The 22,824-nt window shown below is 64.8% G+C and carries 23 protein-coding genes; 10 read left to right on the top strand and 13 right to left on the bottom strand.

The window, feature by feature from the left end:
• Positions 1-75 precede the first annotated feature (75 nt).
• The 10 genes from HB634_RS06560 to HB634_RS06515 form a co-directional block, all read right to left on the bottom strand.
• Positions 76-423, bottom strand: coding sequence for a hypothetical protein (locus HB634_RS06560; RefSeq protein WP_213948002.1), 348 nt, complete (start codon positions 421-423; stop codon positions 76-78).
• Positions 424-525: 102 nt separating this feature from the next.
• Positions 526-963, bottom strand: coding sequence for a hypothetical protein (locus HB634_RS06555; protein WP_213948001.1), 438 nt, complete (start codon positions 961-963; stop codon positions 526-528).
• Entirely contained in the window at positions 960-1,595 is a 636-nt protein-coding gene (locus HB634_RS06550; RefSeq protein WP_213948000.1) for a DUF5671 domain-containing protein, read from the bottom strand. The genes HB634_RS06555 and HB634_RS06550 overlap by 4 nt, the downstream gene beginning before the upstream one ends.
• 221 nt (positions 1,596-1,816) lie before the next feature.
• Positions 1,817-2,335 (bottom strand): hypothetical protein, encoded by a 519-nt coding sequence (locus tag HB634_RS06545; RefSeq protein ID WP_213947999.1) that lies wholly within the window; start codon positions 2,333-2,335, stop codon positions 1,817-1,819.
• 176 nt (positions 2,336-2,511) lie between these two features.
• On the bottom strand, positions 2,512-2,943 hold the full coding sequence (locus HB634_RS06540; protein ID WP_213947998.1) for a nuclear transport factor 2 family protein: 432 nt from the start codon (positions 2,941-2,943) through the stop codon (positions 2,512-2,514).
• Positions 2,940-3,446, bottom strand: coding sequence for a hypothetical protein (locus HB634_RS06535; RefSeq protein WP_213947997.1), 507 nt, complete (start codon positions 3,444-3,446; stop codon positions 2,940-2,942). Before HB634_RS06535 ends, HB634_RS06540 begins: the two co-directional genes overlap by 4 nt.
• 110 nt (positions 3,447-3,556) lie before the next feature.
• Positions 3,557-4,618, bottom strand: a complete 1,062-nt coding sequence (locus HB634_RS06530; protein WP_213947996.1) for an SDR family oxidoreductase — start codon at positions 4,616-4,618, stop codon at positions 3,557-3,559.
• Between the two features lie 140 nt (positions 4,619-4,758).
• The gene (recJ, locus tag HB634_RS06525; protein ID WP_213947995.1) at positions 4,759-6,471 is read right to left on the bottom strand and encodes a single-stranded-DNA-specific exonuclease RecJ; all 1,713 of its coding nucleotides are present in this window, start codon (positions 6,469-6,471) and stop codon (positions 4,759-4,761) included.
• Positions 6,468-7,445, bottom strand: coding sequence for a phosphoglycerate mutase (locus HB634_RS06520; RefSeq protein ID WP_213947994.1), 978 nt, complete (start codon positions 7,443-7,445; stop codon positions 6,468-6,470). Before HB634_RS06520 ends, recJ begins: the two co-directional genes overlap by 4 nt.
• A gap of 2 nt (positions 7,446-7,447) precedes the next feature.
• A complete protein-coding gene (locus tag HB634_RS06515; protein ID WP_063572661.1) occupies positions 7,448-9,337 on the bottom strand; it encodes an ATP-binding cassette domain-containing protein in 1,890 nt (629 codons plus the stop codon).
• 173 nt (positions 9,338-9,510) lie between these two features.
• On the opposite strand from HB634_RS06515, the gene HB634_RS06510 reads away from it, so the two are divergent.
• The 6 genes from HB634_RS06510 (at position 9,511) to HB634_RS06485 (ending at position 14,069) form a co-directional block, all read left to right on the top strand.
• Positions 9,511-9,849, top strand: a complete 339-nt coding sequence (locus HB634_RS06510; protein ID WP_063572662.1) for a hypothetical protein — start codon at positions 9,511-9,513, stop codon at positions 9,847-9,849.
• 224 nt (positions 9,850-10,073) lie between these two features.
• Positions 10,074-11,111, top strand: coding sequence for an agmatine deiminase family protein (locus HB634_RS06505; protein ID WP_213947993.1), 1,038 nt, complete (start codon positions 10,074-10,076; stop codon positions 11,109-11,111).
• A gap of 18 nt (positions 11,112-11,129) precedes the next feature.
• Complete coding sequence (locus HB634_RS06500; protein ID WP_063572664.1) at positions 11,130-12,020, top strand: carbon-nitrogen hydrolase; 891 nt, start codon at positions 11,130-11,132, stop codon at positions 12,018-12,020.
• 25 nt (positions 12,021-12,045) lie between these two features.
• Complete coding sequence (locus HB634_RS06495; RefSeq protein ID WP_213947992.1) at positions 12,046-13,281, top strand: TraB/GumN family protein; 1,236 nt, start codon at positions 12,046-12,048, stop codon at positions 13,279-13,281.
• 96 nt (positions 13,282-13,377) lie between these two features.
• Positions 13,378-13,698, top strand: coding sequence for a cytochrome c (locus tag HB634_RS06490; protein WP_046969130.1), 321 nt, complete (start codon positions 13,378-13,380; stop codon positions 13,696-13,698).
• A 17-nt stretch (positions 13,699-13,715) separates the two neighbouring features.
• Positions 13,716-14,069 carry a cytochrome c gene (locus HB634_RS06485; protein ID WP_213947991.1) on the top strand — a complete coding sequence of 118 codons (354 nt, stop codon included), beginning with the start codon at positions 13,716-13,718 and terminating at the stop codon, positions 14,067-14,069.
• A 141-nt stretch (positions 14,070-14,210) separates the two neighbouring features.
• On the opposite strand, the gene HB634_RS06480 is transcribed toward HB634_RS06485, so the two are convergent.
• Positions 14,211-14,804, bottom strand: coding sequence for an NfuA family Fe-S biogenesis protein (locus tag HB634_RS06480; protein WP_063572125.1), 594 nt, complete (start codon positions 14,802-14,804; stop codon positions 14,211-14,213).
• Between the two features lie 139 nt (positions 14,805-14,943).
• Here HB634_RS06480 and HB634_RS06475 point away from each other — a divergent pair, with 139 nt between their 5' ends.
• Positions 14,944-15,285 (top strand): 4a-hydroxytetrahydrobiopterin dehydratase, encoded by a 342-nt coding sequence (locus HB634_RS06475; RefSeq protein WP_063572126.1) that lies wholly within the window; start codon positions 14,944-14,946, stop codon positions 15,283-15,285.
• A 1-nt stretch (position 15,286) separates the two neighbouring features.
• On the top strand, positions 15,287-16,714 hold the full coding sequence (locus HB634_RS06470) for a CPBP family glutamic-type intramembrane protease (protein ID WP_213947990.1): 1,428 nt from the start codon (positions 15,287-15,289) through the stop codon (positions 16,712-16,714).
• Between the two features lie 6 nt (positions 16,715-16,720).
• Here HB634_RS06470 and HB634_RS06465 read toward each other — a convergent pair whose 3' ends face one another.
• Complete coding sequence (locus HB634_RS06465) at positions 16,721-17,668, bottom strand: RluA family pseudouridine synthase (RefSeq protein WP_213947989.1); 948 nt, start codon at positions 17,666-17,668, stop codon at positions 16,721-16,723.
• A 350-nt stretch (positions 17,669-18,018) separates the two neighbouring features.
• Here HB634_RS06465 and rne point away from each other — a divergent pair, with 350 nt between their 5' ends.
• Positions 18,019-21,546 (top strand): ribonuclease E, encoded by a 3,528-nt coding sequence (rne, locus tag HB634_RS06460; protein ID WP_213947988.1) that lies wholly within the window; start codon positions 18,019-18,021, stop codon positions 21,544-21,546.
• An 86-nt stretch (positions 21,547-21,632) separates the two neighbouring features.
• On the opposite strand, the gene HB634_RS06455 is transcribed toward rne, so the two are convergent.
• Positions 21,633-22,286, bottom strand: a complete 654-nt coding sequence (locus tag HB634_RS06455; RefSeq protein WP_046969125.1) for a response regulator — start codon at positions 22,284-22,286, stop codon at positions 21,633-21,635.
• Between the two features lie 237 nt (positions 22,287-22,523).
• On the opposite strand from HB634_RS06455, the gene HB634_RS06450 reads away from it, so the two are divergent.
• On the top strand, positions 22,524-22,817 hold the full coding sequence (locus HB634_RS06450; RefSeq protein ID WP_063573694.1) for a hypothetical protein: 294 nt from the start codon (positions 22,524-22,526) through the stop codon (positions 22,815-22,817).
• Positions 22,818-22,824 lie beyond the last annotated feature (7 nt).

Raw genomic sequence — 22,824 nt, 5'->3', positions numbered from 1 at the left:
TAAGGAGACGGTTAAGTGATGCACCCTATGTGTGGGAGGACAGCCCCCGGGTCAATGGGGGCGTGTCGCCGGCCTTCAGTAATGCTCCCGTCCCGCGCGCCGAGAGCAACGCGACGCCGGCACGTAGCCCGGCCAGATCGCATCGTAGAAGTAGCGTTCGAGCGCCGAAGGTGGCTCGTAGGGCCGTCCGGCTGCCGGGATGAGCTTTCGCAGCCGCGCCTCATTGTGTTCCGCCCAACGCATCACCATGCGCTGCATGAGCGAGACGCCCTTCAAGGTGGTGCCCTGCCCGCGCCGCGGCCCATAGCGCCAGCGGACGACCCAGTTGCCGTCCTGCGGGCTGACGCGGGCAAACGCCCGCGACGTCCCTTCCAGGATCGCGTACTGCCGTTCCCCCATCTGGACCCAGTGAACCATCGCCATGGGGCGAGGTTAGGTGGGCGGCGTCTCATAGATGTGGACGGGGTGTCGGGTTTACCCGAGGTTTATCGGGCAAGTGGTTGAGCCGACCGGATTACATCGACGTTACGGGTCTGCGTTGTCGATTTCCTGATCGGAGCCGCCATGCCGCGTGAAGCACTGCGGGCCCGCCGCATGCGCCCAGCCTTCCACCGCATGCCGCGCGCGGCCGTCGTTCTCGGAAGCAGCATCGAATGTGGCGCAGAGCCTGAAGGCACTAGTCCCAATCACCTCGTACCGGTAACGCACCCCCGTAACGGGATCGGTCGACACGTTCTGACCCACACCCATCGCCGCCAGCGACGCAGGAAGGGCCTTCTTGCGCTCAAGCTCCAGTCCAACGTACGTCGACAACGTGCGCAGGTTCGACACCCGCTGACTATCGAGACGGACGGCCCTCTGATGCGCGGGGGACCCCAGTAACGATAGTCCCGCCACGACAGCAGCCACCATGACGACACCACCGGCGATGGCCAGCCATTTACCCGGCGTCGGCCGGCTCATGCTTCACGCTCGTCGCGGCGCAGGTCCCACAGGTAATAGCCGAACACCGCCACCGCAATGATCGCGGCCACCACGACCTTCAGCAGAAAGCGGACGCTCAACTCACCGCCGAGCCCATGGTCGACCAGGGTGATCAGATCGCACAGGAGCACGACTGCAGCCACAAACAGCGTGAGGTAGGTAAGCCAGCGTCGCACCCCGGACAGACGCTTCTCCGGATGCCGGGTGAGTTCGGCACCGACCTTCATCGACATGCCGATGAAAACCGGAAAGGCGACGATGATCGAAGCGATGGACCAACGGATACCGTTCGAACTGCTGTCCGTGAAACTCGCCGGATCCGGAAAGGCGCGGTCGATCAGGTCGAATAGCAAGCTGCCCAGGTGATAGGCGCTCACATAAAGCGTCGTGAACAGTACGAGGTAAAGAAACGCCTCGCGTGCCGACAGGTAAGGTCGCGGTCGAGGTACCGGCAGCACGAACGGTACATCCGCAAAGCCAGACAGTGCGCTGCGCACCTGTTCGACAGTCCATCCCGCAGCGATCAGCGCCGACTGGACCTGCTCTTTGCTGCTTCCCTTTTCCAGCGCCTTGCGTACGAATCTTTCAAGATCCTGCGTACCGCTTGCCATGTTGTCCTTCCCCTGGAGTCGACGGGTTGTAGGGCCATCATACGGCCCGCCGGGCCAACCGGGTGGCGCGTCCATAGCTTTTTCGGGGCATCCACCCGGGCGCTGACGCGCTGCTTGTCTTAAGCTGGCGCCGCCATCGGATTAACGCCAAGGAATGTGCATGACCCCGTCCCGCCTGATCGCACGCATTGGGATGCTTCGCGTCGATTTCCGCGAGCGCATCAGAGTGAGGCAAGATTGAGTGAGTAGGCGATAGACATTATCTTCCAGCCTTTCTTGGCAAGTATAACTGTCCAGATTTCTGTGCCATGTCCTGCCGGTACCGAATAGTCGTAGGTGACAGTGCCAATTGCGCCATCCGTAAGAATGCGCAAATTTGTAACCTGTTCGACCGGCGCGTCAGCGCGAACGTCGCCATCGACCGATACCTGCGCCGAAAACGCCATGAATCGAGGAACGACTTGTTTTGGTGCTACTTTTTTGCTCGCTTCCACCATGAACGTGTAAGAGGCATCACTTGGAACACCCTTCACCGGCACGGATGCGTCCACAAAAAAGCCAAGGAGCGCATTCTTGTCTTTTTTCACCATCGCTTCGTGGTATCCGCTCGCCATCGCCCTCAGTTCGGATACTGATTGTGCTGGACCGACATCTTGGCCGGGAGTTGTCGTCTCGCCCGAAACGGCGCTTGCGACTACCAGGAGGCAGATAACCGCAAGTGATGCCATTTTGATAGTCATTTTATTACGAGCTCCGGTTGGTCTTAGGTACTCACAACAGCGTCCCGACAGGGCAACTGGTTGTGCGTTGAGGTGACTGGAAAACATCGCATGCTTGAAGGTCAGGAACTAGCGCGGCGGCAGCTATACCCGAGGTATATCGGGCAAGTTTCTGACCCTGCCCGATTTCCCGCGCCTCAGTGGCTTGGCGGAAACCAGACCTTCACGATCTGGCCCTCACGTACCTCGTAAATCGCCGCCAGATCCGGCGCGCTCTTTCCCGAGGGCAAGCCAATCACATGCTCCTTGTCGATCACGGTAGGGCCGGTCAGCGTGCGGCGGACGATCTGCACACCCATCTCCTTTGGCATGGTCCGGAGAAAGGCGAACCTCTCGAGGATTTCCGCCCTGCCCCGGATCACCGGATGCGAAGCATCGAGGTACACCATCTCGACGTTTTCCGCGTAACAACTGGCGAACGCCTCGACGTTATGCGCGTTGTAGTACGCGAATTGCGCGTCGACCACGGCGGACGGGGTTGGCTCGACGCCAGGTGCGAGGCAAGCGGCGTACGAAGGCGTTGCCGCTATGACAAGCGCCCCGCAAAAGAACAGCGCACAACTGGTCATTTCGCGGCATCCAGGATCACCGAATAAAGCATCGCGTTGATCTTCCAGCCGTTGTCGGTACGAACCACCTGCCAGGTTTCGTTGCCGTGATTGGTCGGCTTGCCGTCGAGCAGGAAGACGTAGTCGAAGTACACGGAGCCGACGATGCCATCCGTATCGATGCGCACGTTGTCGAACTTCTCTTCGATGGCATGGTTGGTGCTGCCGACAAACTTCGTGAAACCCTTATAGGCGTCTGGTTCAGGCCGGACGCGTTTGGCATCGGGTTTCTTCATGCGCGTCTGCTCGAGCGACGCTTGATCGAGAGCGGAGAACCAGCTGGTGTTCTCCGGAACGAAGAGCGTGTCGAGCTTCGCACCGTCCCTCGCGATGATCGCAGCCTTGAATGTATCGACAAGCTGTTTAATTTCCGACGTTGTCGTCGAGGAAGCGGATGTCGCAGCGTGAGCGCATGGGGTCGCACAGAGTGAGATGGCGAGCATTACGTAGCTACGAGCAAGCATACCGAGTGTCCTTGATAGTGGAGCTTGCAGCCTAGACACACGATTGCGGGCATTCCACGCCGCTGCGGCAAAACGGTCGTCCCGTGCGCCGGGCCGTTCGGGTCGAGCTTTCAGGGCGCCGCCAGGTACCAGCTTACGATCCGACGGAGCTCTTCCAGACTGAGGGGCATGTCCCCGTGACGATCGCCCATCGCCTGGTCAAGCTTCGACCGACTAAACTGCCAGTCCGTGTTTGCGAAAGGCATTCGCGGCTCCATACCGGCCACCACGACTTTTTCCAGCTCAGTCTCCGGGGGAGAAAAACGGACCGCGACGCCGCACAACCGTCCGATTTCCGTCACGACTTCACCCATCGACATGCCACCGCCACCTGAGCAGTTGAAAATCTCCAGAGGCTTTGTCGCCTGTGGCCGGACGGTCAACGCTACGGCTTGTTCGACGAGCCGATCGACAGAAAGGAGATCGGGACGACTCGTGCTCGTCAGGGGTAAGTTGCATGACGTCTGCGTGCCGGCGGCTATCATCTTTATCGCCTCCACGAACATGTACAGTCCGAACCCATTTCTGACGGTCCAACCCGTCACTCGGTGGCCCACGACGATAGTGGGACGAAATATCGTCACAGGCAGTCGGGACGCCGACGACAACAACGCCAGGGAGTATTCCGCACAACGCTTGCTCACCTGGTACGGATTGACGCAATTGCCACCGAAGTGCAGCGATTCGTCTACCTGGCCGCCATCCAGTCCAACCACGTAGGCAGTCGACATGTAGTAGAAGCGGCGGCATTGGGGAACGTGGGTTGCCACGTATCCGTACAGCTCACTCGTCATGCCGACGTTCGTGGCGAATGACTGGGGAAGCTTGCTTTTCCCCATACTCATATCCGCTGCGACGTGCCAGACATCGCTGATCGCCGCGAGACGAGCAGACGCCAACCTTGCCACGTAACTATCGTGATCGACTTCGACGACGTCCAGGTGCTGGTCTAGCACCGTCTCGGGAAGGCTGATCTCAAAGCCTTTCGCAGCAGCCCGGACGGCTGCGCGCGTTCGTTCGCCATCGGGGTCATTTCGAGCCAGGGCGATGACCCGATCGGATCTTGCGAGAAAGGCTGCCGCCAACGCACTTCCGACAAAGCCCGTTGCTCCGGTGAGCAGGATCGTCTTCATGTCTCATCCTTGAGAGTCCCGTTCTGGGGTCGAATCCCATCATGCGCCGCGCCGCGGGAAAATACACCGACGAGAGAAGCGTGTTTTCGGATGTGCCGTGGCCTCGGACGTGCACGATTGCCGTCGTCGCGTAGTCCGGATCAGCCCACCGGTTCCATATGCGTCAGCAACAACCGCAGGCTCTCCCTGCCCTGCCAGTCGTTGACAGACAGCTCGTACGCCACCCGTATGCGATCAGGCGGCGGCGTGCCGTCGTAACAGTTGAACATCACGGCATCGAGCGGCGCACCGCCCTGCGTGTGACGCAACTGCAGACGCAGGTGACGGCTCCCCATGGGCTTCCACGACGCGCATTCGAAGCGCGCTTCGAAGACCGGTGGCGGGAATCCCTGGCCCCAAGGGCCGGCATAGCGCAGCTGTTTGGCCAGATCGAGCGTGTGATCGCGATAATCGAGTTCGCCGTCTGTGTGGACGAGGGCCTGCAGACGTTCGTCGTCTAGATGTGCTCGTGCGGTCGCGTCGAATGCAGCAGCGAAACGATCGAAGTCATTAGCGCGAAGGCTGAGGCCGGCAGCCATGGCGTGGCCGCCAAATCGCAGGATCAGACCCGGATGCTTCGCGTCGATTTCCGCGAGCGCATCACGGATATGGAACCCCGGAATCGAACGCGCCGAACCGCGCAGCTCGTCGCTGTCGTCGCCAGCCGGCGCAAACGCCATGACAGGACGATGCAGCTTCTCTTTCAGCTTGGACGCGATCAGCCCGACGATGCCCGGATGCCAGCCGTCATCGAACAGCGCCACGCCCACCGAATCCACGTGCGCGGCACGTGCGACCATTGTCTCGGCTTCTTCGACCATGCCCGCCTGCATCTCGCGGCGTTCCTGGTTGATCGTCGACAGCTGCTCGGCGTAACGACGGGCCATGCCCGTGTCATCGGTGAGGAGGCAGGCGACGCCCAACGACATGTCTTCGAGCCGGCCGGCCGCGTTGAGTCGCGGACCAATCGCAAACGCAAGATCCGTCGCGCCAACGGTCGCGAGCGAGCGGCCGCTCGCTTCGATCAACGCCGTGATACCGGCGCAGGCCTTCCCGGCGCGCATGCGTTTCAGGCCCGCTTCCACGAGCACGCGATTGTTGAAATCCAGCGGCACCAGATCGGCCACGGTACCCAGCGCCACGAGATCGAGCAGCGCGCTCAGGTCCGGTTCGCCACCGGCAAAGTGACCGGCGTCGCGCATTGCGGCGCGAAGTGCCAGCAACAGATAGAACATCACACCGACGCCGGCGAGCGCCTTGCTCGGGAAACCGTCGCCTACGAGGTTCGGGTTCACCATGGCGTTGGCGTCGGGCAAGGTGTCGCCCGGCAGATGATGATCCGTGATCAATACGTCGATACCACGGGCGCGGGCGGCGGCGACACCTGCGACGCTCGCCACGCCGTTGTCGACGGTGACGATGAGATCAGGTGACGGGTCAAGCGAAGCGACCAGTGCTTCGCTCAGGCCATAACCGTGGACAAAGCGATTGGGCACCACGTGACGAACGTGCCGTGCGCCCAGTAGCCGCAGGCCACGCTCGGCCACGGCTGTACCAGTGGCGCCATCGCAGTCGTAATCCCCCGCAATGACGATGTGCCTGTCGCTCGCGATGGCTTCCATCAGCAAGGCGACGGCCGCGTCCATGCCGCCAAGCAGGGTCGGCGACAGCATCCTGGCAAGACGATGCTCGGCGCCCTCAGGCGTGGGTACACCACGCGCCGCGTAGATGCGCTGGATCACCGGATGAACATGGGGCGGCCAGCCGCTCGGCGCGGTGGCGACGTGACGCTGACGCCAGACGCGCGCCGTCATGCCTTGCGCCAGAAGCGCAGGCGGTGGCTCTTGCGTATGACCATGCGAACGCCATCGGCGAAGGCGATGCGGATTTCGGTGCCGGCGTCGAGGCGTGCTTCGATGTTGGGCCACCAGACCTGTTCGAATTCGGCAGGCTGGATGTCCTGGAGGTCGAGCAGGCTGTAAGGCACCTCTGTGGGAGCCGCTTCAGCGGCGATAGCCCGTTTGCCGCGAGCACCCATCGCCGCTGAAGCGGCTCCTACAGGAGGGGCCCTGAAGGCGCTTCGGGGCTGGACGTCGACGTTGGCGCGGTGACCCAGCGCCCACGCAAGCAAATCGTCGCTATAGATGCGACCCAGACCGCACTCGACCCAATCAGGCAACGCACCGGCGCCCCATAGCCATACGCTGTTGACCGGCGGCAGGCCACGCGCGACACGCGCGGCGTTGACCGGGTGGTTGTGCAGTACCACCTGCGCCTCATTGATCAGCGCGCGCCAGCGGCGGCCTTCCTCGCCCTTGGGCAGCTGTTCGAACAGGTCCGCCCCCAGTGCTTCCTCCGGCTCGGGGAACGAGGGCACGTCCACATAGGTCGGCAGACGCAACTGCCAGTGCTGCGAATCGCCGACGAGCAGCTTCATGCCTTCGGCTTCGAACGTCTCGGCAAGCGCGTTGACCAGCGCCATCGACTCTTCCAGGCGTAAGCCAAGGTTGCCGCAGGCAAGCAGTCGCGCGCCGTTGAGTTCCGGCTGCACCCAGGCCGGGTCCGCCGAGAGCCACAAGGCGTCGCCGGCATCACCCGCCACGGACTGACGGATGAGCGCGGCCGCCGGCAGCGGCCCGCTCGGCCAGCGGAACTGTTCCGCCATGGCCACGAGGTAGCCGGGCATGGCGGCGGACAACGTCGTGCCGCGTGCCAGCCACGCCGCGAAGGCGGGCACATAGCGAAGCTTGTCGCGACTCGGCAGCAGGACGTTAAGGGCGGCACCCATGCTCAGACCTCGATCTGTTCCAAAATCCCGAGCCATTCCAGCTCAAGCGCTTCTTTCTCGCCACGCACTTCGGCCTGGCGCTGACCGAGCTTCATCAGGTCTGCGGTGCTGCCGCCATAAACGGTCGGATCAGCGAGCTTGCCTTCAATGTCGGTGAGCTCCTTGTCCATGGTCGCGATGAGCGTCTCGATCTTCTTCACCCGGGCGCGCAACGGCTTTTCCTTCTCACGCTCGTCGGCGCTGAGCTTGCGCTTTTCTTTCGCGGCCTCTTGCACCGGCGCATTCTGCGGCGCCGAGGCGACAGCCGCGGTCTTGCGCGTGGTGCCACGCGTACGCAACCACTTGGCGTAATCGTCGAGGTCGCCGTCGAAGGCTTCAGCCTTGCCGTCCGCCACGCGCCAGAACTCGTCGCAGACCATGCCAAGAAGGTGGCGATCATGCGAGACCAACACCAGCGCGCCGTCGAATTCGGCCAGCGCATCGGCCAGCGCTTCGCGCATGTCGAGGTCGAGATGGTTGGTCGGCTCGTCGAGCAGCAACAGGTTCGGCTTGTCCCAGGCGATCAGCGCCAGGGCGAGACGCGCGCGCTCGCCACCGGAAAACTTGTCGACCGGTTCGAAGACGCGATCGGCCGGGAAGTTCCAGGTACCGAGATAGTCGCGCAGCACCTGTGCGCCGGCGTTAGGCGCCTTCTCCTGAAGATGGTCGAACGCGCTCCAACCTTCGTGCAGGCTTTCGACCGTATGCTGGGCGAAGTAGCCGATCTTCATGTCCTTATGGAAGGTGCGCTCGCCCACCATGGGCTCGAGCTCGCCGACCAGCGATTTCACCATCGTCGACTTACCGGCGCCGTTCGGGCCGAGCAGGCCGATGCGATCGCCCGCTTCCAGGCCGAAGGCGATGTCGCGGAGCACAACGTGGTCGCCGTAGCCCGCATCGATGTGATCGAGCTGCAGCATCGAGGTCGGCAACCGGTCGGGCGTGGGGAACGTGAAGCTGAAGGAGCGTTCCGCACGCACCGCTTCGGTGCCGGCCATCTTTTCCAGGCGTTTCATGCGCGACTGTGCCTGCTTGGCTTTGGAAGCCTTCGCCTTGAAGCGATCGATGAACGACTGCAGGTGGGCGCGCTCGGCCTGTTCGCGCACATGCGCGATCTGCTGCTGGCGCAGGTGTTCCGCGCGCTGGCGTTCGAAGGCGGTGTAGTCGCCGGTGTAGAGCTTGGCCTTGCCTTCGTGCAGATGCAGCGTGTGCGAGATCACGCCGTCGAGGAATTCGCGATCGTGCGAGATGATCAGCAGCGTGCCCGGATAACGGCGCAGCCACTCTTCGAGCCAGAGAACCGCGTCGAGATCGAGATGGTTGGTCGGCTCATCGAGCAGGAGCAGGTCCGAGGGTGCCATCAGTGCGCGCGCCAGGTTGAGGCGCACGCGCCAGCCACCCGAGAACGAGGCGACGGGCTGCTCATGGGTCTCCGGGCTGAAACCCAGGCCGTGCATCAGCCGTCCGGCACGCGCACGCGCGTCGTAGCCGTTGACCTCTTCGATGCGCATGTTTGCCCGAGCCACGGCTTCGTAGTCTTCCGCGTCGTAGGCATCGGCTTCCATCTTCAGCGCGGCGGCCACTTCCACGTCGCCGCCGAGCACGTACTCGATCGCCGGGTCGGGCAAAGCCGGCGTTTCCTGGGCCACGGAGGCCAGCCGGATCTTCGACGGCATGTCCAGATCGCCGACTTCCGGCTCCAGCTCGCCCTTCAGGGCAGCGAACAGGGTCGACTTGCCACAGCCATTACGGCCGATGACGCCGAGCGCCCAGCCGCTCTGGATAGTGAGGTCCATCTGCGACAGCAGCGTACGGCTGCCCCGGCGCAGGGCGAGGTTGCGAAAAGAGATCATGAATAGGGTTACTGCAATGAGCGACTGCCCATGATAGCCGTCCCGCCCCCCACGTGGCCGAAACGCGACGCAGCACACAGCCGTGACGCCCGGCGCACGCCGCCCATGGCGCGGGATGAGGCGGCATGTTAAAACGGCGTCTTGCGCCGCATGGGGAGCGCGACGGAGCCATCATGAATACCTTCAAGCCTGTTTTCACCGCGATCGCCCTGGCTATCGTCTCCGCCTCCGTGGCGCCTTCGGTTCACGCCGACAGCCTGCTGATGCAGCGCGTCCAGCAGGAAAAGGGCATGAGCCTGCCCAAGAAGGGCATGAGCATGGCCGAGGTGGAACGCCAGTTCGGCGCACCCACCTCCAAGCTCGACGCCCGTGGCGGCGGCAGCGCCAAGCAGCCGGTCATCAACCGCTGGATGTATCCGGGCTACATCGTCTATTTCGAGAAGAGCCACGTGGTCCACACGGTGCTGAACACGCCGGCCGGGAATAATACGAACCCGCAAGCGCCAAAATAAGCGGCAGGCCCTGTTCGGTAGGAGCCGATTCATCGGCGAATGGGTGCTCGCGGGCACCTGGCCCGCTGCCGCGGGATCGCCGATGAATCGGCTCCTACGACAATCCGGCCCGCTGCCGCGGGATCGCCGATGAATCGGCTCCTACACCGCGCGGTGAGCGGCGAGGCAACGGTAACCCGGAAGCCCTACAATAGGCGGCTTCCCCAGCTGCCTCCCCGCCCGCCATGACCGACCGCACTTCTTATCGACTTCCCGCCGAATGGGAGCCGCAGGCCGGCGTGCTGATCGCCTGGCCGCATGCGGACACCGATTGGGCCGATCGCCTGGCCGAGGTCGAGACGACCTATGTGGCGCTGGCCGCCGCGGTGACCCGCTTCGAACCGCTGCACATCATCGTGGCCGACGCCGCGCTGCGTGAGCGCGCCCGCCTGGCAATCACCGAAGCCGGCGCGGACCTGTCGCGCGTGCACTTCATCGAGCTGCCCTACGACGACACCTGGCTGCGCGACTCCGGCCCGATCACGCTCACCGGCCCGGACGGCGTGCTGCTCAACGATTACCGTTTCACCGGCTGGGGCGGCAAGTTCGGCGCCGAGCAGGACGATGCGCTGATCTCCGGTCTGCTCGAACGCGGCGTACTCTCCGGCCTCCCGCACAAGCGCATCGACTGGGCGTTGGAAGGTGGCGGCATCGAGAGCGATGGCCGCGGCACCATCCTGACCACGTGGAAGTGCCTCAACCAGCGCCATCCCGAGCTCTCGCGCGAAACGATGACCGAGACGCTGGCGACCACCCTGCACGCCGACCGCGTGCTGTGGCTGGACCACGGCTACCTTGAAGGCGACGACACCGACGCCCATATCGACACGCTGGCGCGCTTCTCGGAGGACGGCGGCATCGTGTACCAGGCTTGCGACGACGAAAGCGATCCGCACTTCGCCGAACTGGGCCAGATGGGCTCGGAACTCGCCGCGCTGCGTTCGCCGGAAGGCAAGCCGTACCCGCTGCATCCGCTTCCCTGGGCCGAGCCGATCCTCGACGAAGGTCGTCGCCTGGCGGCGTCCTACGCGAACTACCTGATCGTCAACGGCGCGGTGCTCGTGCCGGCCTATGGCGACAAAAAGGACGCGGAAGCAGCGAGGATCATCGGCGTGGCTCATCCGGGCCGCGAAGTCGTCCAGGTGCCATGCCGTCCGCTGATCTGGCAGAACGGCAGCCTGCATTGCATCACCATGCAGCTGCCCGCCGCGATTGCCCAGTAACCCTGAGGAACGAACACGATGACCCGCAAGACCCTCAAGGTCGCCCTGCTCCAGGAAACCGACCGCGGCAGCCGCGACGGTAACCTCGATGCGATCGAAGCCGGCCTGCGCGAAGCCGCGAAGGCTGGCGTCGAACTGGTGTTGCTGCAGGAACTGCACAACGGCCCGTACTTCTGCCAGCGCGAGAGCGTGGACGTGTTCGACCTCGCCGAGACCATTCCCGGCCCGGGCACCGAGCGCATCGGCAAGCTCGCCGAGGAGCTCAAGCTCGTCGTCATCGCGTCGATCTTCGAAAAGCGCGCGACCGGCCTGTATCACAACACGGCCGTGGTCTTCGATCGCTCGCGCGAGATCGCCGGCAAGTACCGCAAGATGCACATCCCCGACGACCCGGCCTTCTACGAGAAGTTCTACTTCACGCCGGGCGACCTCGGTTTCGACCCTATCCAGACCTCGGTCGGCAAGCTCGGCGTGCTGGTGTGCTGGGACCAGTGGTACCCGGAAGCCGCGCGCCTGATGGCGCTGGCCGGCGCCGATATCCTGTTCTACCCCACGGCCATCGGCTGGGACCCTAACGATGACGACGCCGAGAAGGCCCGTCAGCGTGATGCCTGGATCACCGTGCAGCGCGGTCATGCCGTCGCCAATGGCCTGCCGTTGCTCTCGTGCAACCGCACGGGTTATGAGGCGGATCCGTCCAACGTCGGCAGCGGTATCCAGTTTTGGGGTTCGAGCTTCGTGGCCGGCCCGCAGGGCGAGTTCATCGCCCAGGCCGGCACCGAGGGCCGTGAGCTGCTGATCTGCGATGTCGACATGGAGCGCAGCGAGCACGTCCGGCGCATCTGGCCCTTCCTGCGTGACCGTCGCATCGACGCTTACGGCGACCTGACCAAGCGCTACCGCGACTGATCCCCCTCTTAAGGACTCCGAGCGCATGATCCCTGCCGAGCACGACGCACCGCTTCCCGCGGCCCTGGAAGGCCAACCTATCGAGCGCATGAGGCGCGACGGTGTCGATTACGTCATCCTCGGCACGGCCCATGTTTCGCGTGCGAGCGTGCACGCGGTCGAAGCCCTGCTCGAGACCGAGCACTTCGACGCCGTCGCCGTCGAGCTATGCGCCAGCCGTGCGCATGGCATTCGCGACCCGGAAGCGTTCAAGCAGCTCGACCTCTTCCAGATGATTCGCCAGGGCAAGGCCGGCATGGTCGCGGCCAGCCTTGTGCTCGGTTCGTTCCAGAAGCGTCTCGCCGCGCAATACGGCATCGAGCCGGGCGCCGAGATGAAAGCCGCGATGGACGGCGCCGATGCGCGCAGCATGCCGGTGTGGCTCGTCGATCGTGAAGTCGGCACGACCCTCAAACGAGCCTGGCGCAGCGTCGGTTTCTTCCAGCGGTTCGGCCTGATGGCCGGCATGCTCGGCAGTGTGTTCGAACGCGAGGAGATCGCCGAAGCCGATATCGAGAAGCTGAAGGAGTCCGATCTGCTCGAAAGCGCCTTCAGCGAGTTCGCCACCAACTCCGCGCCGCTCTACAACGCACTGATTGCCGAGCGCGATACGTACATGGCTGCGCGCCTGCGAGAGAACGGCTTGCGCATGGACACCGAGGCCGCCACGCGCAAGGTGCTGGTCGTCATCGGCGCCGGCCACCTCAAGGGCATGAGCGAGAAGCTGGCCCACCAGCATGGCGACGCGCAGGCACTCGCGGATGACCTCGCCGTCACGCCGCCCGCCTCGAAGTGGCCCAAGATCGTCGCCGTGGGCCTGGTGCTGGCGATCTTCGTCGCCATCGGCTTCGCTTTTCATCGCAGCCCCAGCCTGGGCGCCGACGCGGTAAAGAACTGGATCCTGCTGACCGGTGGCCTGTCGGCTCTGGGCGCACTCATCGCCGGCGGCCATCCGCTGTCGATCGTGGCAGCCTTCATCGCCGGGCCCCTGAAGCCCTTCCGCCCCGGCATCCCCTCCGGCGCCATCAGCGCCATGGCCGAGGCCTGGATCCGCAAGCCGCGCGTGGTCGACTTCGAGCACCTGCGCGACGACATCACCCACTGGACGGGCTGGTGGAAGAACCGTGTGGCGCGGACCCTGCTCAATTTCTTCCTGGTTTGCGCCGGTACCATCGCCGGCGAATACATCGCGGGCTTCCACATCATTCGCAGCCTGATCTGAGGTCCGGGTCTCCCTGAGTTGTCCGCCGTCGCGACAGGCCTCTATACTTCGACGGCTTTTCAACCCCGGCCCCGCCCGGCACCCAGGGAACTCTTAATGAAGCGTCTGCAACTGGTTGGTCTGATCGCTGTAGCACTGTGCGCCGCGTCCGCCGCGCACGCCGAAGGGGACAAGGCCAAGGGACGGACGCTGGTCTATACCTGCAACGGCTGCCACGGCGTGCCGGGCTATGCCAACGCTTACCCCGAATACCACGTGCCGCATATCGCGGGCCAGAACGAGCAGTACATCGTCAACGCCCTCAAGGCCTACAAGAGCGGCGAGCGCACCCACCCGACGATGGGTATCCAGGCGCAGAGCCTGTCCGATGAGGAAATCGCGGACGTTGCCGCCTACCTCTCCAGTCTCGCCAAGTAAGCCGCCGAGGACGAATGATGATCCGTGGGTTTTCCCTGATAGCCATCGGCGCGCTACTCGCGCTGACCGCCACCCAGACCTTCGCCGCCGGTGATCCCGCCCGCGGCAAGACCAAGATCGCGACCTGCGTGGCCTGCCACGGCCAGGACGGCAATGCCGTCGACCCGCAGTACCCGCGACTGGCCGGCCAATACGCCGACTACCTCGCGATGGCCCTGCATGAGTACAAGGACGGCCGCCGCGGCAACCCGATCATGAAGGGCTTCGCCGCCACGCTCTCCGACCAGGACATCGAGGATGTCTCGGCGTATTTCGCCACGATGCCGACCAAGCTCGACGGGCTGGAGCATCACATCCAGGGCAGCGACTGACCGGTTATTGCCTGCCTGAAGACGAAAAGCCCGCTTATGCGGGCTTTTTTTATTTCTGTAGGAGCCGATTCATCGGCGATTGGGAGCTTGCGGCAAGATTGCTATCGCCGATGAATCGGCTCCTACACGGGCAGGCTCGGTTTAACCGGCGGCCTTGGCGAAATACGGCTGTTCGCCGGTTTCGTGGTCGGTGACGTCGCGTACCTCGGTGATCTCGGGGATGCGCTCGCGCAGGGTCTTTTCGACGCCGTTCTTCAGCGTGACGTCCACCATGCCGCAGCCGTGGCAACCGCCGCCGAAGCGCAGCACCACGATATTGCCGGCGGCGACTTCGACCAGCGAGATGCGCCCGCCGTGGGAGGCGATCTGCGGCGCGATCTCCGACTCCAGCACGAACTGCACGCGTTCGATAAGACCGGCGCCCTCGCCCGGTGCCTCACCCTTGATCCGCGGGGCGCGGATATTGAGCTGGCTGCCGGTCTCCGTGGTCTCGTAGTCGATATTGGCCGGATCGAGCCAACGCGCGCTCTCGCCGTCCACATACAGATTGAAGCCCGTGCATTCGATGGTCCATTCGTCCCCGGTCAGTTCCGAGGTGGAACAGAACTCGAGCTCGCACTGCGCCGACGGCGTGCCGGCGTTGACCACGCGCACGCGAATGCCGAGGTCGTCGTCGCCCTGCTGCGAAAGCAGGCGCTGGAAATGCGCCTGGGCGCGCTCCGAAATGTCGATCATGGATGGCTCCGGACTGGGGTCCGGCGTGGGGAGCGCCGGATATAGCACCATTCTAGTACTGTTTAGAAATGGACGCCGCCTTTTGACAATTCAACCGCGACCGCCGACGCTTCGCGCTTTCACAGGACGGACCTCCTCCATGACCCTTTCCCCCCTCGCCAGCCAGCACTGCACGCCGCGCAAGGGCGCCGAGCACGCCCTCGACCGCGCCACCGTCGAGGGTCACCTCGCGACCCTGCCCGGCTGGAAGATCACGTCGGACGGCAAGGCCATCGTCAAGGACTTCCCCTTCAAGGACTTCCAACACACGCTGGGCTTCATCAACGCCGTAGGTTTCATGGCCAACCAGGAAGATCACCATCCGGATCTCGAAGCGGGCTATGGCCACTGCCAGCTGCTCTGGTCCACGCATGATGTCGGCGGGCTCTCGCTGAACGACATGATCTGCGCGGCCCGTGTCGAGGCCCTGCTGGATCGCTGAGGTGCGCAAGCTGTCGCCTCGCGGGACCGCTTTCGCAGCGGTGCTGCTGGCGGTCGCGTCGCTGTTCGCCCTGCCCTGGCTTGCGGCCACGGTGGTTCGCGGGGCGATCGAGCGCGATAGCGCAAACGACCGCGCCGCGTACGCCACGGGATCGTCCCCATGGCGCTGGCATCTCCGTGACAGCGGCGATGTCGTTGCCGGGCGGGTCTTCGGTGGTGGAAGACTGCAACAGGTACCGGGCGGCCTGCAGGTGCGGGCAACCGACGGCAGCCCGCTCGAGATTGGCTTCCCGCTGCGCCGCCCGGCCGACCTGCGTGCGCTGGCGACCCTGCGCCTGGATGCCTCGGCGTCGGCGGCCGGGCATTACGCCCTGGCGGTCCGCCCGACGCTGCAGGCACCCGTGGCACATGCCGATCTGGGTAATCTGTCGCCGGAGGCCTTGTCGCACCCCGTGCGGCTTGACCGGCTCAAGTGGACCGATGACACCCACCACACCGTCAACGCGCCGGGCCGCGCCGCCATGCTGCGACTCGTCGCCACACTGCCCGCCGGCCAGACCCTTACCCTTCGCGAGGCCTCTCTCGCACCGCCTCAAACATGGCTACCACCGGCCGCCACGTCCCTGCCTGACGGACTATCGGCCGAAGGCCTGCTCGACTGGCGCGACGCCCGGTTGGCGACCTCGCCCACGGCGAGTTTCGGCAATGCCGTCCGGCAACCTCCGGCTCCCGCCTGGCAGCCTTGGGCGGCTCCGCTGCTCTACCTCTTGCTGCTGGTCGTCGTGCCGTCGGTACGCGCGGCGATGAAACCCGCCGAAGCGGACGCGGTGCGGCCCGTCCGGGCCGGTCCGATAGAAGCACTGCTCGTCATCGCCGGACCCGTCTGGTTCATTGCGGGTCTCGGCTTGTCTGCGAGGCCGGCCGCACCGGCTGTCGTCATGTTCGCGCTGGGCGTGGTTTACGCCCTTGTCCTGGCGATCAGGCGCCAGCTGCCGCGCTGGCGCTGGCTCGGTGCCTGGCGCACGGCAGGCTGGCCGCTCCTTGCCCTGCCAGTCACCATCGCGATCGTGGCGGTGGCGGGCCACGCACCGGTTTGGCCGGTACCGGGCCGCGCACTCCTCTATATAGCGTGGGCCTTCGTCCAGCAGTGGCTGATCCTCGCCGTGGTCGCCTCGCTGCTCGCGCGGGCCCTTACGCGGCCGCTGGCCGTCCTGCTCGCGGCGCTGACCTTCGCTCTGCTGCACACGCCCAACAGCCTGTTGATGCAGCTGTGTTTCGTCGCCGAGCTCGGCTGGGCCTGGTGGTACCTGCATCACCGCGCCCTGCTTCCCGTGGCACTGGCCCATGCGTCCAGCGCCCTGTTGCTGCAGGCCTGCCTGGCCGGCGGGATCCTGCGCTCGCTGGAAGTGAGCGCCAGGTTCCTTGGCTGACCGGCCTCAGCCGGCCAGTTTGTTGAGGAACGCCTTGAGTTCGTCGGGCAACGGCGAGGAAAAATCGTAGTTCTTGCCGTCCAGGTCGAAGCTCATGCGTGCCGCGTGCAGGAACATCCGCTTCAGGCCCATGGCCCGGAACCGCTTGTTCGCCGCCTCGTCGCCATACTTCGGGTCACCGGCCAGTGGATGCCCGGCGTACTGTGCATGGACGCGGATCTGGTGGGTACGGCCGGTACCCAGGGTCGCCTGCATCAGGCGGGCGTTCGGGTACTGCTCCAGTTCCTTGAAATAGGTCAGGGAGGGCTTGCCCGCATCGTCGACGCGGACCAGGCGCTCGCCACCGTGCATCACGGACTTCAGAAGCGGCGCATTCACGTCGAACTTGGCTTTGCGCGGCGTACCGGTCATCAGGCAGAGGTACTGCTTGGTCACCGTATTTTCCCGGATCAGCGCCTGCAGGCCCGTCAGTCCCGACCGGGACTTCGCCAGCACGAGCACACCGCTGGTATCGCGGTCGAGGCGATGGACCAGTTCGAGGTGCTCATTCGGCCGTGCCGCGCGCAGCAGCTCGATGGCGCCATGGCTGACGCCACTGCCGCCATGGGCCGCGATGCCGACCGGCTTGTCGATCACCAGGAAGTGTTTGTCTTCGAAGATGACGGCGTCCGCCACCGACCGGACCATGCCGGAAGGCGCCTCGTTCTCTTCGCGCTCGGCCACGCGGACCGGCGGAATCCGCAACATATCGCCCAGGGCAAGGCGCGTGTCCGGCTTGGCCCGCTTGCCGTTGATCCGGACCTGCCCCGTTCTCAGGATGCGGTAGACCAGGCTGCGCGGCACTCCCTTGAGCATGGTCATCAGGGCGTTGTCCACGCGCTGGCCGTCCCGCTCAGGGCCGATTTCGACGATGCGCACACCTTGGCCGCCGTCGAGGGAAGTTACCGTCTGCATTGATAAAACTCGAATTTGATAGGATACTCGGCGAGCGCCAGGCTCCGCTGAAGACTTATCTCTCGCGGGGTGCCTGTACCGTCACGTAAGGCGAGTGTCATGCCATTCCGTCCGAGGGGTCGGAAGGTGAGCACACCCCACATCGTAGCGGTTCGGGTTGCGGTTGTCCGGCTAATCCGTAAGGACGCGGACCGGTTGCAAGGCGCTTATCACGAATCACGCCGGGTCCAGGTATCGGTCCCGGATCCCATGCCGCTTGAAGCCTCACCGCTGCGGCGCGATCCCCGGCAGGCCGCCCCAAAGGGCGCCACCGCGGCCCGCGGCCGCGCGGCAAGGCCGAGGAACTTACAATGAAGCGTATGTTGATCAACGCGACTCAGCGCGAAGAGTTGCGCGTGGCCATCGTCGATGGCCAGAACCTTTACGATCTCGATATTGAAATCCCGTCCCGGGAACAGAAAAAAGCCAATATCTACAAGGGTCGTATCACCCGCGTCGAACCGTCCCTCGAAGCCTGCTTCGTCGACTACGGCGCCGAACGCCACGGCTTCCTTCCGCTCAAGGAAGTGGCCCGCGAGTACTTCAACCCGAACGCGGAAGGCAAGTCCAACATCCGTGAGCTGTTGAAGGAAGGCCAGGAAATCATCGTCCAGGTCGAGAAGGAAGAGCGCGGCAACAAGGGAGCCGCCCTCACCACCTTCATCAGCCTCGCCGGTCGCTACATGGTGCTGATGCCGAACAACCCCCGTGCTGGCGGCGTGTCCCGTCGCATCGAGGGTGAAGACCGCCAGGCCCTTAAGGAAGCGATGGAGCACCTCTCGGTGCCCGACGACATGGGCCTGATCGTGCGCACCGCCGGTATGGGCCGTGACGCCGAAGAGCTCCAGTGGGATCTCGACTACCTCCTGCAACTGTGGAAGTCGGTCTCGGGCGCTGCGAACTCGCAGAAGGCCCCATTCCTGATCTACCAGGAATCCAAGCTGTTCATCCGCGCCCTGCGCGACTACCTGCGTAATGACATCGGCGAGATCCTCATCGACGAGGAGCAGCTGTTCAACGACGCCCGCGACTTCGTCCAGCAGGTGATGCCGAACAATCTGCGCAAGCTCAAGCTCTACCAGGATCCGACGCCGCTGTTCTCGCGGTACCAGATCGAAACCCAGATCGAAAGCATCTTCGAGCGTAACGTCCGCCTTCCCTCCGGCGGTTCGATCGTCATCGACCAGACCGAAGCCCTCACCGCCATCGACATCAACTCGTCGAAGGCGACCAAGGGCAGCGACATCGAAGAGACGGCGTTCAACACCAATCTCGAAGCCGCCAGCGAGATCGCCCGTCAGCTGCGCATCCGCGATGCCGGCGGCCTGATCGTCATCGACTTCATCGACATGGATAGCCCGCGCCACCAGCGCGAGGTGGAAGAGCGCCTCAAGGACGCCCTCAAGGCGGACCGCGCCCGTGTCCAGATCGGTCGCATCTCACGTTTCGGCCTGCTCGAAATGTCGCGCCAGCGCCTGCGCCCGAGCCTGGGCGAAGCCACCCAGATCGTCTGCCCGCGTTGCGAAGGCCATGGCCACATCCGCAGCGTCGAATCGCTGGCCCTGTCCACCCTGCGTCTCATCGAAGAGCACGCGATGAAGGAAAACACCGGGCAGGTCCTGGTGCAGGCGCCGCCCGCGGTCGCCAACTTCATGCTCAACGAGAAGCGCGCCAGCGTCGTCGAGATCGAACTGCGCCACAACGTGCACGTGGTCGTCGTCGCTGACGACAAGCTCGAGACGCCGCACCTGGAAATCACCCGTATCCGTGAAGCGGACATGGGCGAGCACAGCAAGCCGAGCTACGAGCGCACCACCCCGGTGGTCGCGGTCGCCCTGCCGAAGATGGGCCAGGCCCTGGGCAGTGGCGAGCAGCCGCTGGTGACCGGCGTCGTGCCGTCCACCCCCGCCCCGATCCGTGACGACGAGGACGAGACTCCGGTCGCGCCCGTCGCCGCCGCGAAGGCACGTCCCCCGGTTGCCGCTCCGGCAGCGAAGGGCGGCTTCTTCTCGCGCCTCTTCGGTGGCCTGTTCAGCTCCTCCGAGCCAGCAGCGCCCGCCGCCGAGCCGGCGCCGGCCCGTCGCGACGAATCGCGCCAGGGCAGCGGTGGACGTAACGAGCGCAACCCGCGCCGTGATGACCGTCGTGGCAACGAAGGTCGCAACAAGAACAACGAACAGCGTCAGCGCGGCGAACGCAGCGAACGTGGCGAGCGCAAGGACAACGCGCAGCAGCAGCCGAAGGGCCAGCAGCAGGCCAAGGGCGGCAACAAGCAGGCCCGTAACGAGCCGCGTCAGGGCGAGCCACGCCAGGGCGAAGAGAAGGCGCCGCGTCAGCCGAAGGAACAGCAGCAGGGTGGTCGCCAGGGCGGCCGCCAGGAGCAGCAGGTCCAGGGTGAAGGCCGTCAGGGCGGCGAAGGCCGTCGTCAGCCGCGTGGCGAGCGCCAGCCGCAGGGTGACAAGGTCGAGAAGATCGAAAAGGCCACGACGCTCGTTGCCGGTGCTGCGCAGACCGCCGCACCGGGCACCGTTCGTGTCCCGGCCGAGAAGCCGAATGCCCCACTGAAGGACGAGGACGGCATCTCGCCGGTCATTACCGACGAAGCCCTCACGCAGGTCGAGGGTTCGGTCGCCGCCGATGGCGGTGCCCCGTCCACCGAAACCAAGGACACCGAGGGTGGCCAGCGCCGTCGTCGTGGCCGTCGCGGCGGTCGTCGTCGTCGTCGCCAGGAAGATGGTACGCAGGCCGGCTCGATCGAAGGCGGCAACGCCGACGACCTCGATGACGACGAGAATGACAACGACGACATCGTCGAGACCACGCCAGCTCGCACCACGCGTGACAGCGCCAGCGTGCCGCCGATGCTCGACACCGCCGCTGCCGCCGAGAACGCCTTCGCGGTAGAAGCGCCACGCAATGAAGCCACCCGTCCGGCTCCCGCCGCGGCGACGGCTGCGGTCACAACAGCCGCGTCAACGGCAGCGGATGACGAGTCGGTGCCCTCGGCACTCACCCTGACCTCGCTGCCGAAGCTGCCGCCGATCCCGGGCACCTCCGCTCCGGTCGCGCCGCATGCGCATCCTGTCGATCCCGCTACTCCGGCCGACTCGGCGCAGGCGCGTACGACCGAACGTCGCCAGACCGAGTCGGGCGCCCCGTTGAAGACGGCAGACGTCTCCGCAGAGGCGCCAGTCGCGGCCACGCCGGTCGAAACCAAGGCTGTCGAAAGCGCACCCGTCCACGTCGATGCACCGGCCGCAGTCGCACCAGCCTCGATCGCACCGGCCGTAGACGAGCCTTCCATCCCGCTCTCCACGCCGGCCAGGCAGTCGTCCGTGCTCGACACGCCGGCTCGCGGCATGCTGCCGGAAACGGCACCGGAAGCCCCGATCGTGGAAGTGCCCGCCGAGGCAGCCGCCCCGGTCGAAGCGCCGAAGCCCGTCATCGCTCCGGCTCCAGCCCCGGTTCCGGCTCCGGCCCCGGTCGTTACCGAGGCCAAGGCGCCCGAAGCACACCATGCACCGGCACCTGCCGTTGCACCGGTAGCGGCGCCCGCGCCAGCCCCGGTGGTTGCTGCTCCGGCACCTGCCCCGGCCCCGGCCCCGGCCCCGGCTCCGGTCACGGCTCCGACGCCGGTTGCTGCTCCGGCACCGACGCCGGTCGCTGCGCCGGCACCGGCCCCGGCTCCGGATACGACCCGCGCTCCGGTCGCTGAGCCGGCTCCGGCAGCTGATGAACCGTCCACCGGTTCGCCGTGGGCGCCACCGGCGCAAGGCGATCTCCTGACGCGTCCTCGCCAGGAAACGCCGCACGGCGACACGCCGCGCGACGAGCACTAAGGGAAGTACGGGGAGGCCTCGGCCTCCCTCACAAAAAAACGCCGGGCATTGCCCGGCGTTTTTTTTGTTACCGATTGCGAACTATCTCAACTGCCGACCTGATGGTTGTGGGTGTCGAGAAGTCCATGCACGGTCATCAGGTGAGCAAGGCCCACGACATGGTCCACATGCAGCTTTTCCATCAGGCGCTGTTTGTACGTGGATACCGTTTTGGGACTGAGGTTGAGACGCTCACCGATCGACGTGAGCGGCATCCCGCGAACCAGCATCATCGAGACTTCCATCTCGCGAGTGGACAAGGTGTCGAAGGGCGACTCCGAGCCGTCCAGCGTCGCGAGGGCAAGTTGCTGCGCGACGGACGGAGCCAGATAACGCCGACCGGAGGCAACCTGACGCACGGCGCTGAGCAGTTCGTCCGACGAGCAGCCCTTGGTGAGATATCCGAGCGCGCCTGCATCGAGAAGGCGCTTCGGAAAACGGGCGTCATCGACGATAGTGAGAATCACGATATTCGTGCGCAGTTTGGCGCGTACGACTCGCTCAGTGAGTTCCACGCCGCTCATGCCCGGCATGTGCACATCCACGAGTGCGATGTCCGGTGCGAGCGTACGGATGAGCCGCAGGCCCTCTTCCGCCGTGCCCGCCTCTCCCCTGACCCGGAAATCCGCTTGTTGCTGCAGGATCATCCGGAAACCGGTCCTGACCAGCTCGTGGTCGTCGACCAATACAACGTTAATCATTAAGTGCCCTCCCTGGGCCGACTGTACTTCAATGCGCGCGGATCGATCGCGCGCGGCCTGCGGACGCATACAATGCCAGATGTGCAGGCGAGACAACCAGCGTGTGCATATCATCAACCTCGGTCGCGACAGCCTGTAGCGGTAGACGCCGTGCTGCGTGAGGTGACATGACCTGATGTTCGTGTCATCGTCGCCCACGCCTGTTTGTAGGCGTATACGTAAGGACATGCTTTTCTCATGGAAGACACCACCTACCTCCTCGGTAAACTTGCCGCGCTGGAATCGGCTCTCGATGCCGCCATGGCCACGCATCCCGACCCTCCCGCGCTGATAGCGGCGCTGGCCGAAGCCATGTGCCGGTATACACCTGCCTGTCGACCGCAAGATGAGAGTTCATTCGCAGAAGGATGGATGGCGGTCGTGACACCTTTATTGACCGACCAGGCATGTCACGAGACATCCCCCTTGTTTGCCGGCATGACCGCGCCCGGTGACACGATGTTTCCTACCCGCAAGCGCAAGGCGCACTAGGCGTCGA

It is taken from the genome of Luteibacter sp. dw_328, from assembly GCF_018449605.1.
Lineage (GTDB): Bacteria > Pseudomonadota > Gammaproteobacteria > Xanthomonadales > Rhodanobacteraceae > Luteibacter.
This window is presented reverse-complemented; position numbering and strand designations above follow the sequence as displayed.

What these genes read in the sequence shown, in the direction of transcription:
- HB634_RS06485 (WP_213947991.1), top strand. Translation starts at nt 13,716, where the DNA reads ATGATCCGTGGGTTTTCCCTGATAGCCATCGGCGCGCTACTCGCGCTG.
- HB634_RS06520 (WP_213947994.1), bottom strand. Translation starts at nt 7,445, where the DNA reads ATGGGTGCCGCCCTTAACGTCCTGCTGCCGAGTCGCGACAAGCTTCGC.
- HB634_RS06475 (WP_063572126.1), top strand. Translation starts at nt 14,944, where the DNA reads ATGACCCTTTCCCCCCTCGCCAGCCAGCACTGCACGCCGCGCAAGGGC.
- HB634_RS06505 (WP_213947993.1), top strand. Translation starts at nt 10,074, where the DNA reads ATGACCGACCGCACTTCTTATCGACTTCCCGCCGAATGGGAGCCGCAG.
- HB634_RS06555 (WP_213948001.1), bottom strand. Translation starts at nt 963, where the DNA reads ATGAGCCGGCCGACGCCGGGTAAATGGCTGGCCATCGCCGGTGGTGTC.
- HB634_RS06510 (WP_063572662.1), top strand. Translation starts at nt 9,511, where the DNA reads ATGAATACCTTCAAGCCTGTTTTCACCGCGATCGCCCTGGCTATCGTC.
- recJ (WP_213947995.1), bottom strand. Translation starts at nt 6,471, where the DNA reads ATGACGGCGCGCGTCTGGCGTCAGCGTCACGTCGCCACCGCGCCGAGC.
- HB634_RS06480 (WP_063572125.1), bottom strand. Translation starts at nt 14,804, where the DNA reads ATGATCGACATTTCGGAGCGCGCCCAGGCGCATTTCCAGCGCCTGCTT.
- HB634_RS06550 (WP_213948000.1), bottom strand. Translation starts at nt 1,595, where the DNA reads ATGGCAAGCGGTACGCAGGATCTTGAAAGATTCGTACGCAAGGCGCTG.
- HB634_RS06490 (WP_046969130.1), top strand. Translation starts at nt 13,378, where the DNA reads ATGAAGCGTCTGCAACTGGTTGGTCTGATCGCTGTAGCACTGTGCGCC.
- HB634_RS06540 (WP_213947998.1), bottom strand. Translation starts at nt 2,943, where the DNA reads ATGACCAGTTGTGCGCTGTTCTTTTGCGGGGCGCTTGTCATAGCGGCA.
- HB634_RS06495 (WP_213947992.1), top strand. Translation starts at nt 12,046, where the DNA reads ATGATCCCTGCCGAGCACGACGCACCGCTTCCCGCGGCCCTGGAAGGC.
- HB634_RS06450 (WP_063573694.1), top strand. Translation starts at nt 22,524, where the DNA reads ATGGAAGACACCACCTACCTCCTCGGTAAACTTGCCGCGCTGGAATCG.
- HB634_RS06500 (WP_063572664.1), top strand. Translation starts at nt 11,130, where the DNA reads ATGACCCGCAAGACCCTCAAGGTCGCCCTGCTCCAGGAAACCGACCGC.
- HB634_RS06545 (WP_213947999.1), bottom strand. Translation starts at nt 2,335, where the DNA reads ATGACTATCAAAATGGCATCACTTGCGGTTATCTGCCTCCTGGTAGTC.
- HB634_RS06465 (WP_213947989.1), bottom strand. Translation starts at nt 17,668, where the DNA reads ATGCAGACGGTAACTTCCCTCGACGGCGGCCAAGGTGTGCGCATCGTC.
- HB634_RS06560 (WP_213948002.1), bottom strand. Translation starts at nt 423, where the DNA reads ATGGCGATGGTTCACTGGGTCCAGATGGGGGAACGGCAGTACGCGATC.
- HB634_RS06535 (WP_213947997.1), bottom strand. Translation starts at nt 3,446, where the DNA reads ATGCTTGCTCGTAGCTACGTAATGCTCGCCATCTCACTCTGTGCGACC.
- HB634_RS06530 (WP_213947996.1), bottom strand. Translation starts at nt 4,618, where the DNA reads ATGAAGACGATCCTGCTCACCGGAGCAACGGGCTTTGTCGGAAGTGCG.
- HB634_RS06455 (WP_046969125.1), bottom strand. Translation starts at nt 22,286, where the DNA reads ATGATTAACGTTGTATTGGTCGACGACCACGAGCTGGTCAGGACCGGT.
- rne (WP_213947988.1), top strand. Translation starts at nt 18,019, where the DNA reads ATGAAGCGTATGTTGATCAACGCGACTCAGCGCGAAGAGTTGCGCGTG.
- HB634_RS06515 (WP_063572661.1), bottom strand. Translation starts at nt 9,337, where the DNA reads ATGATCTCTTTTCGCAACCTCGCCCTGCGCCGGGGCAGCCGTACGCTG.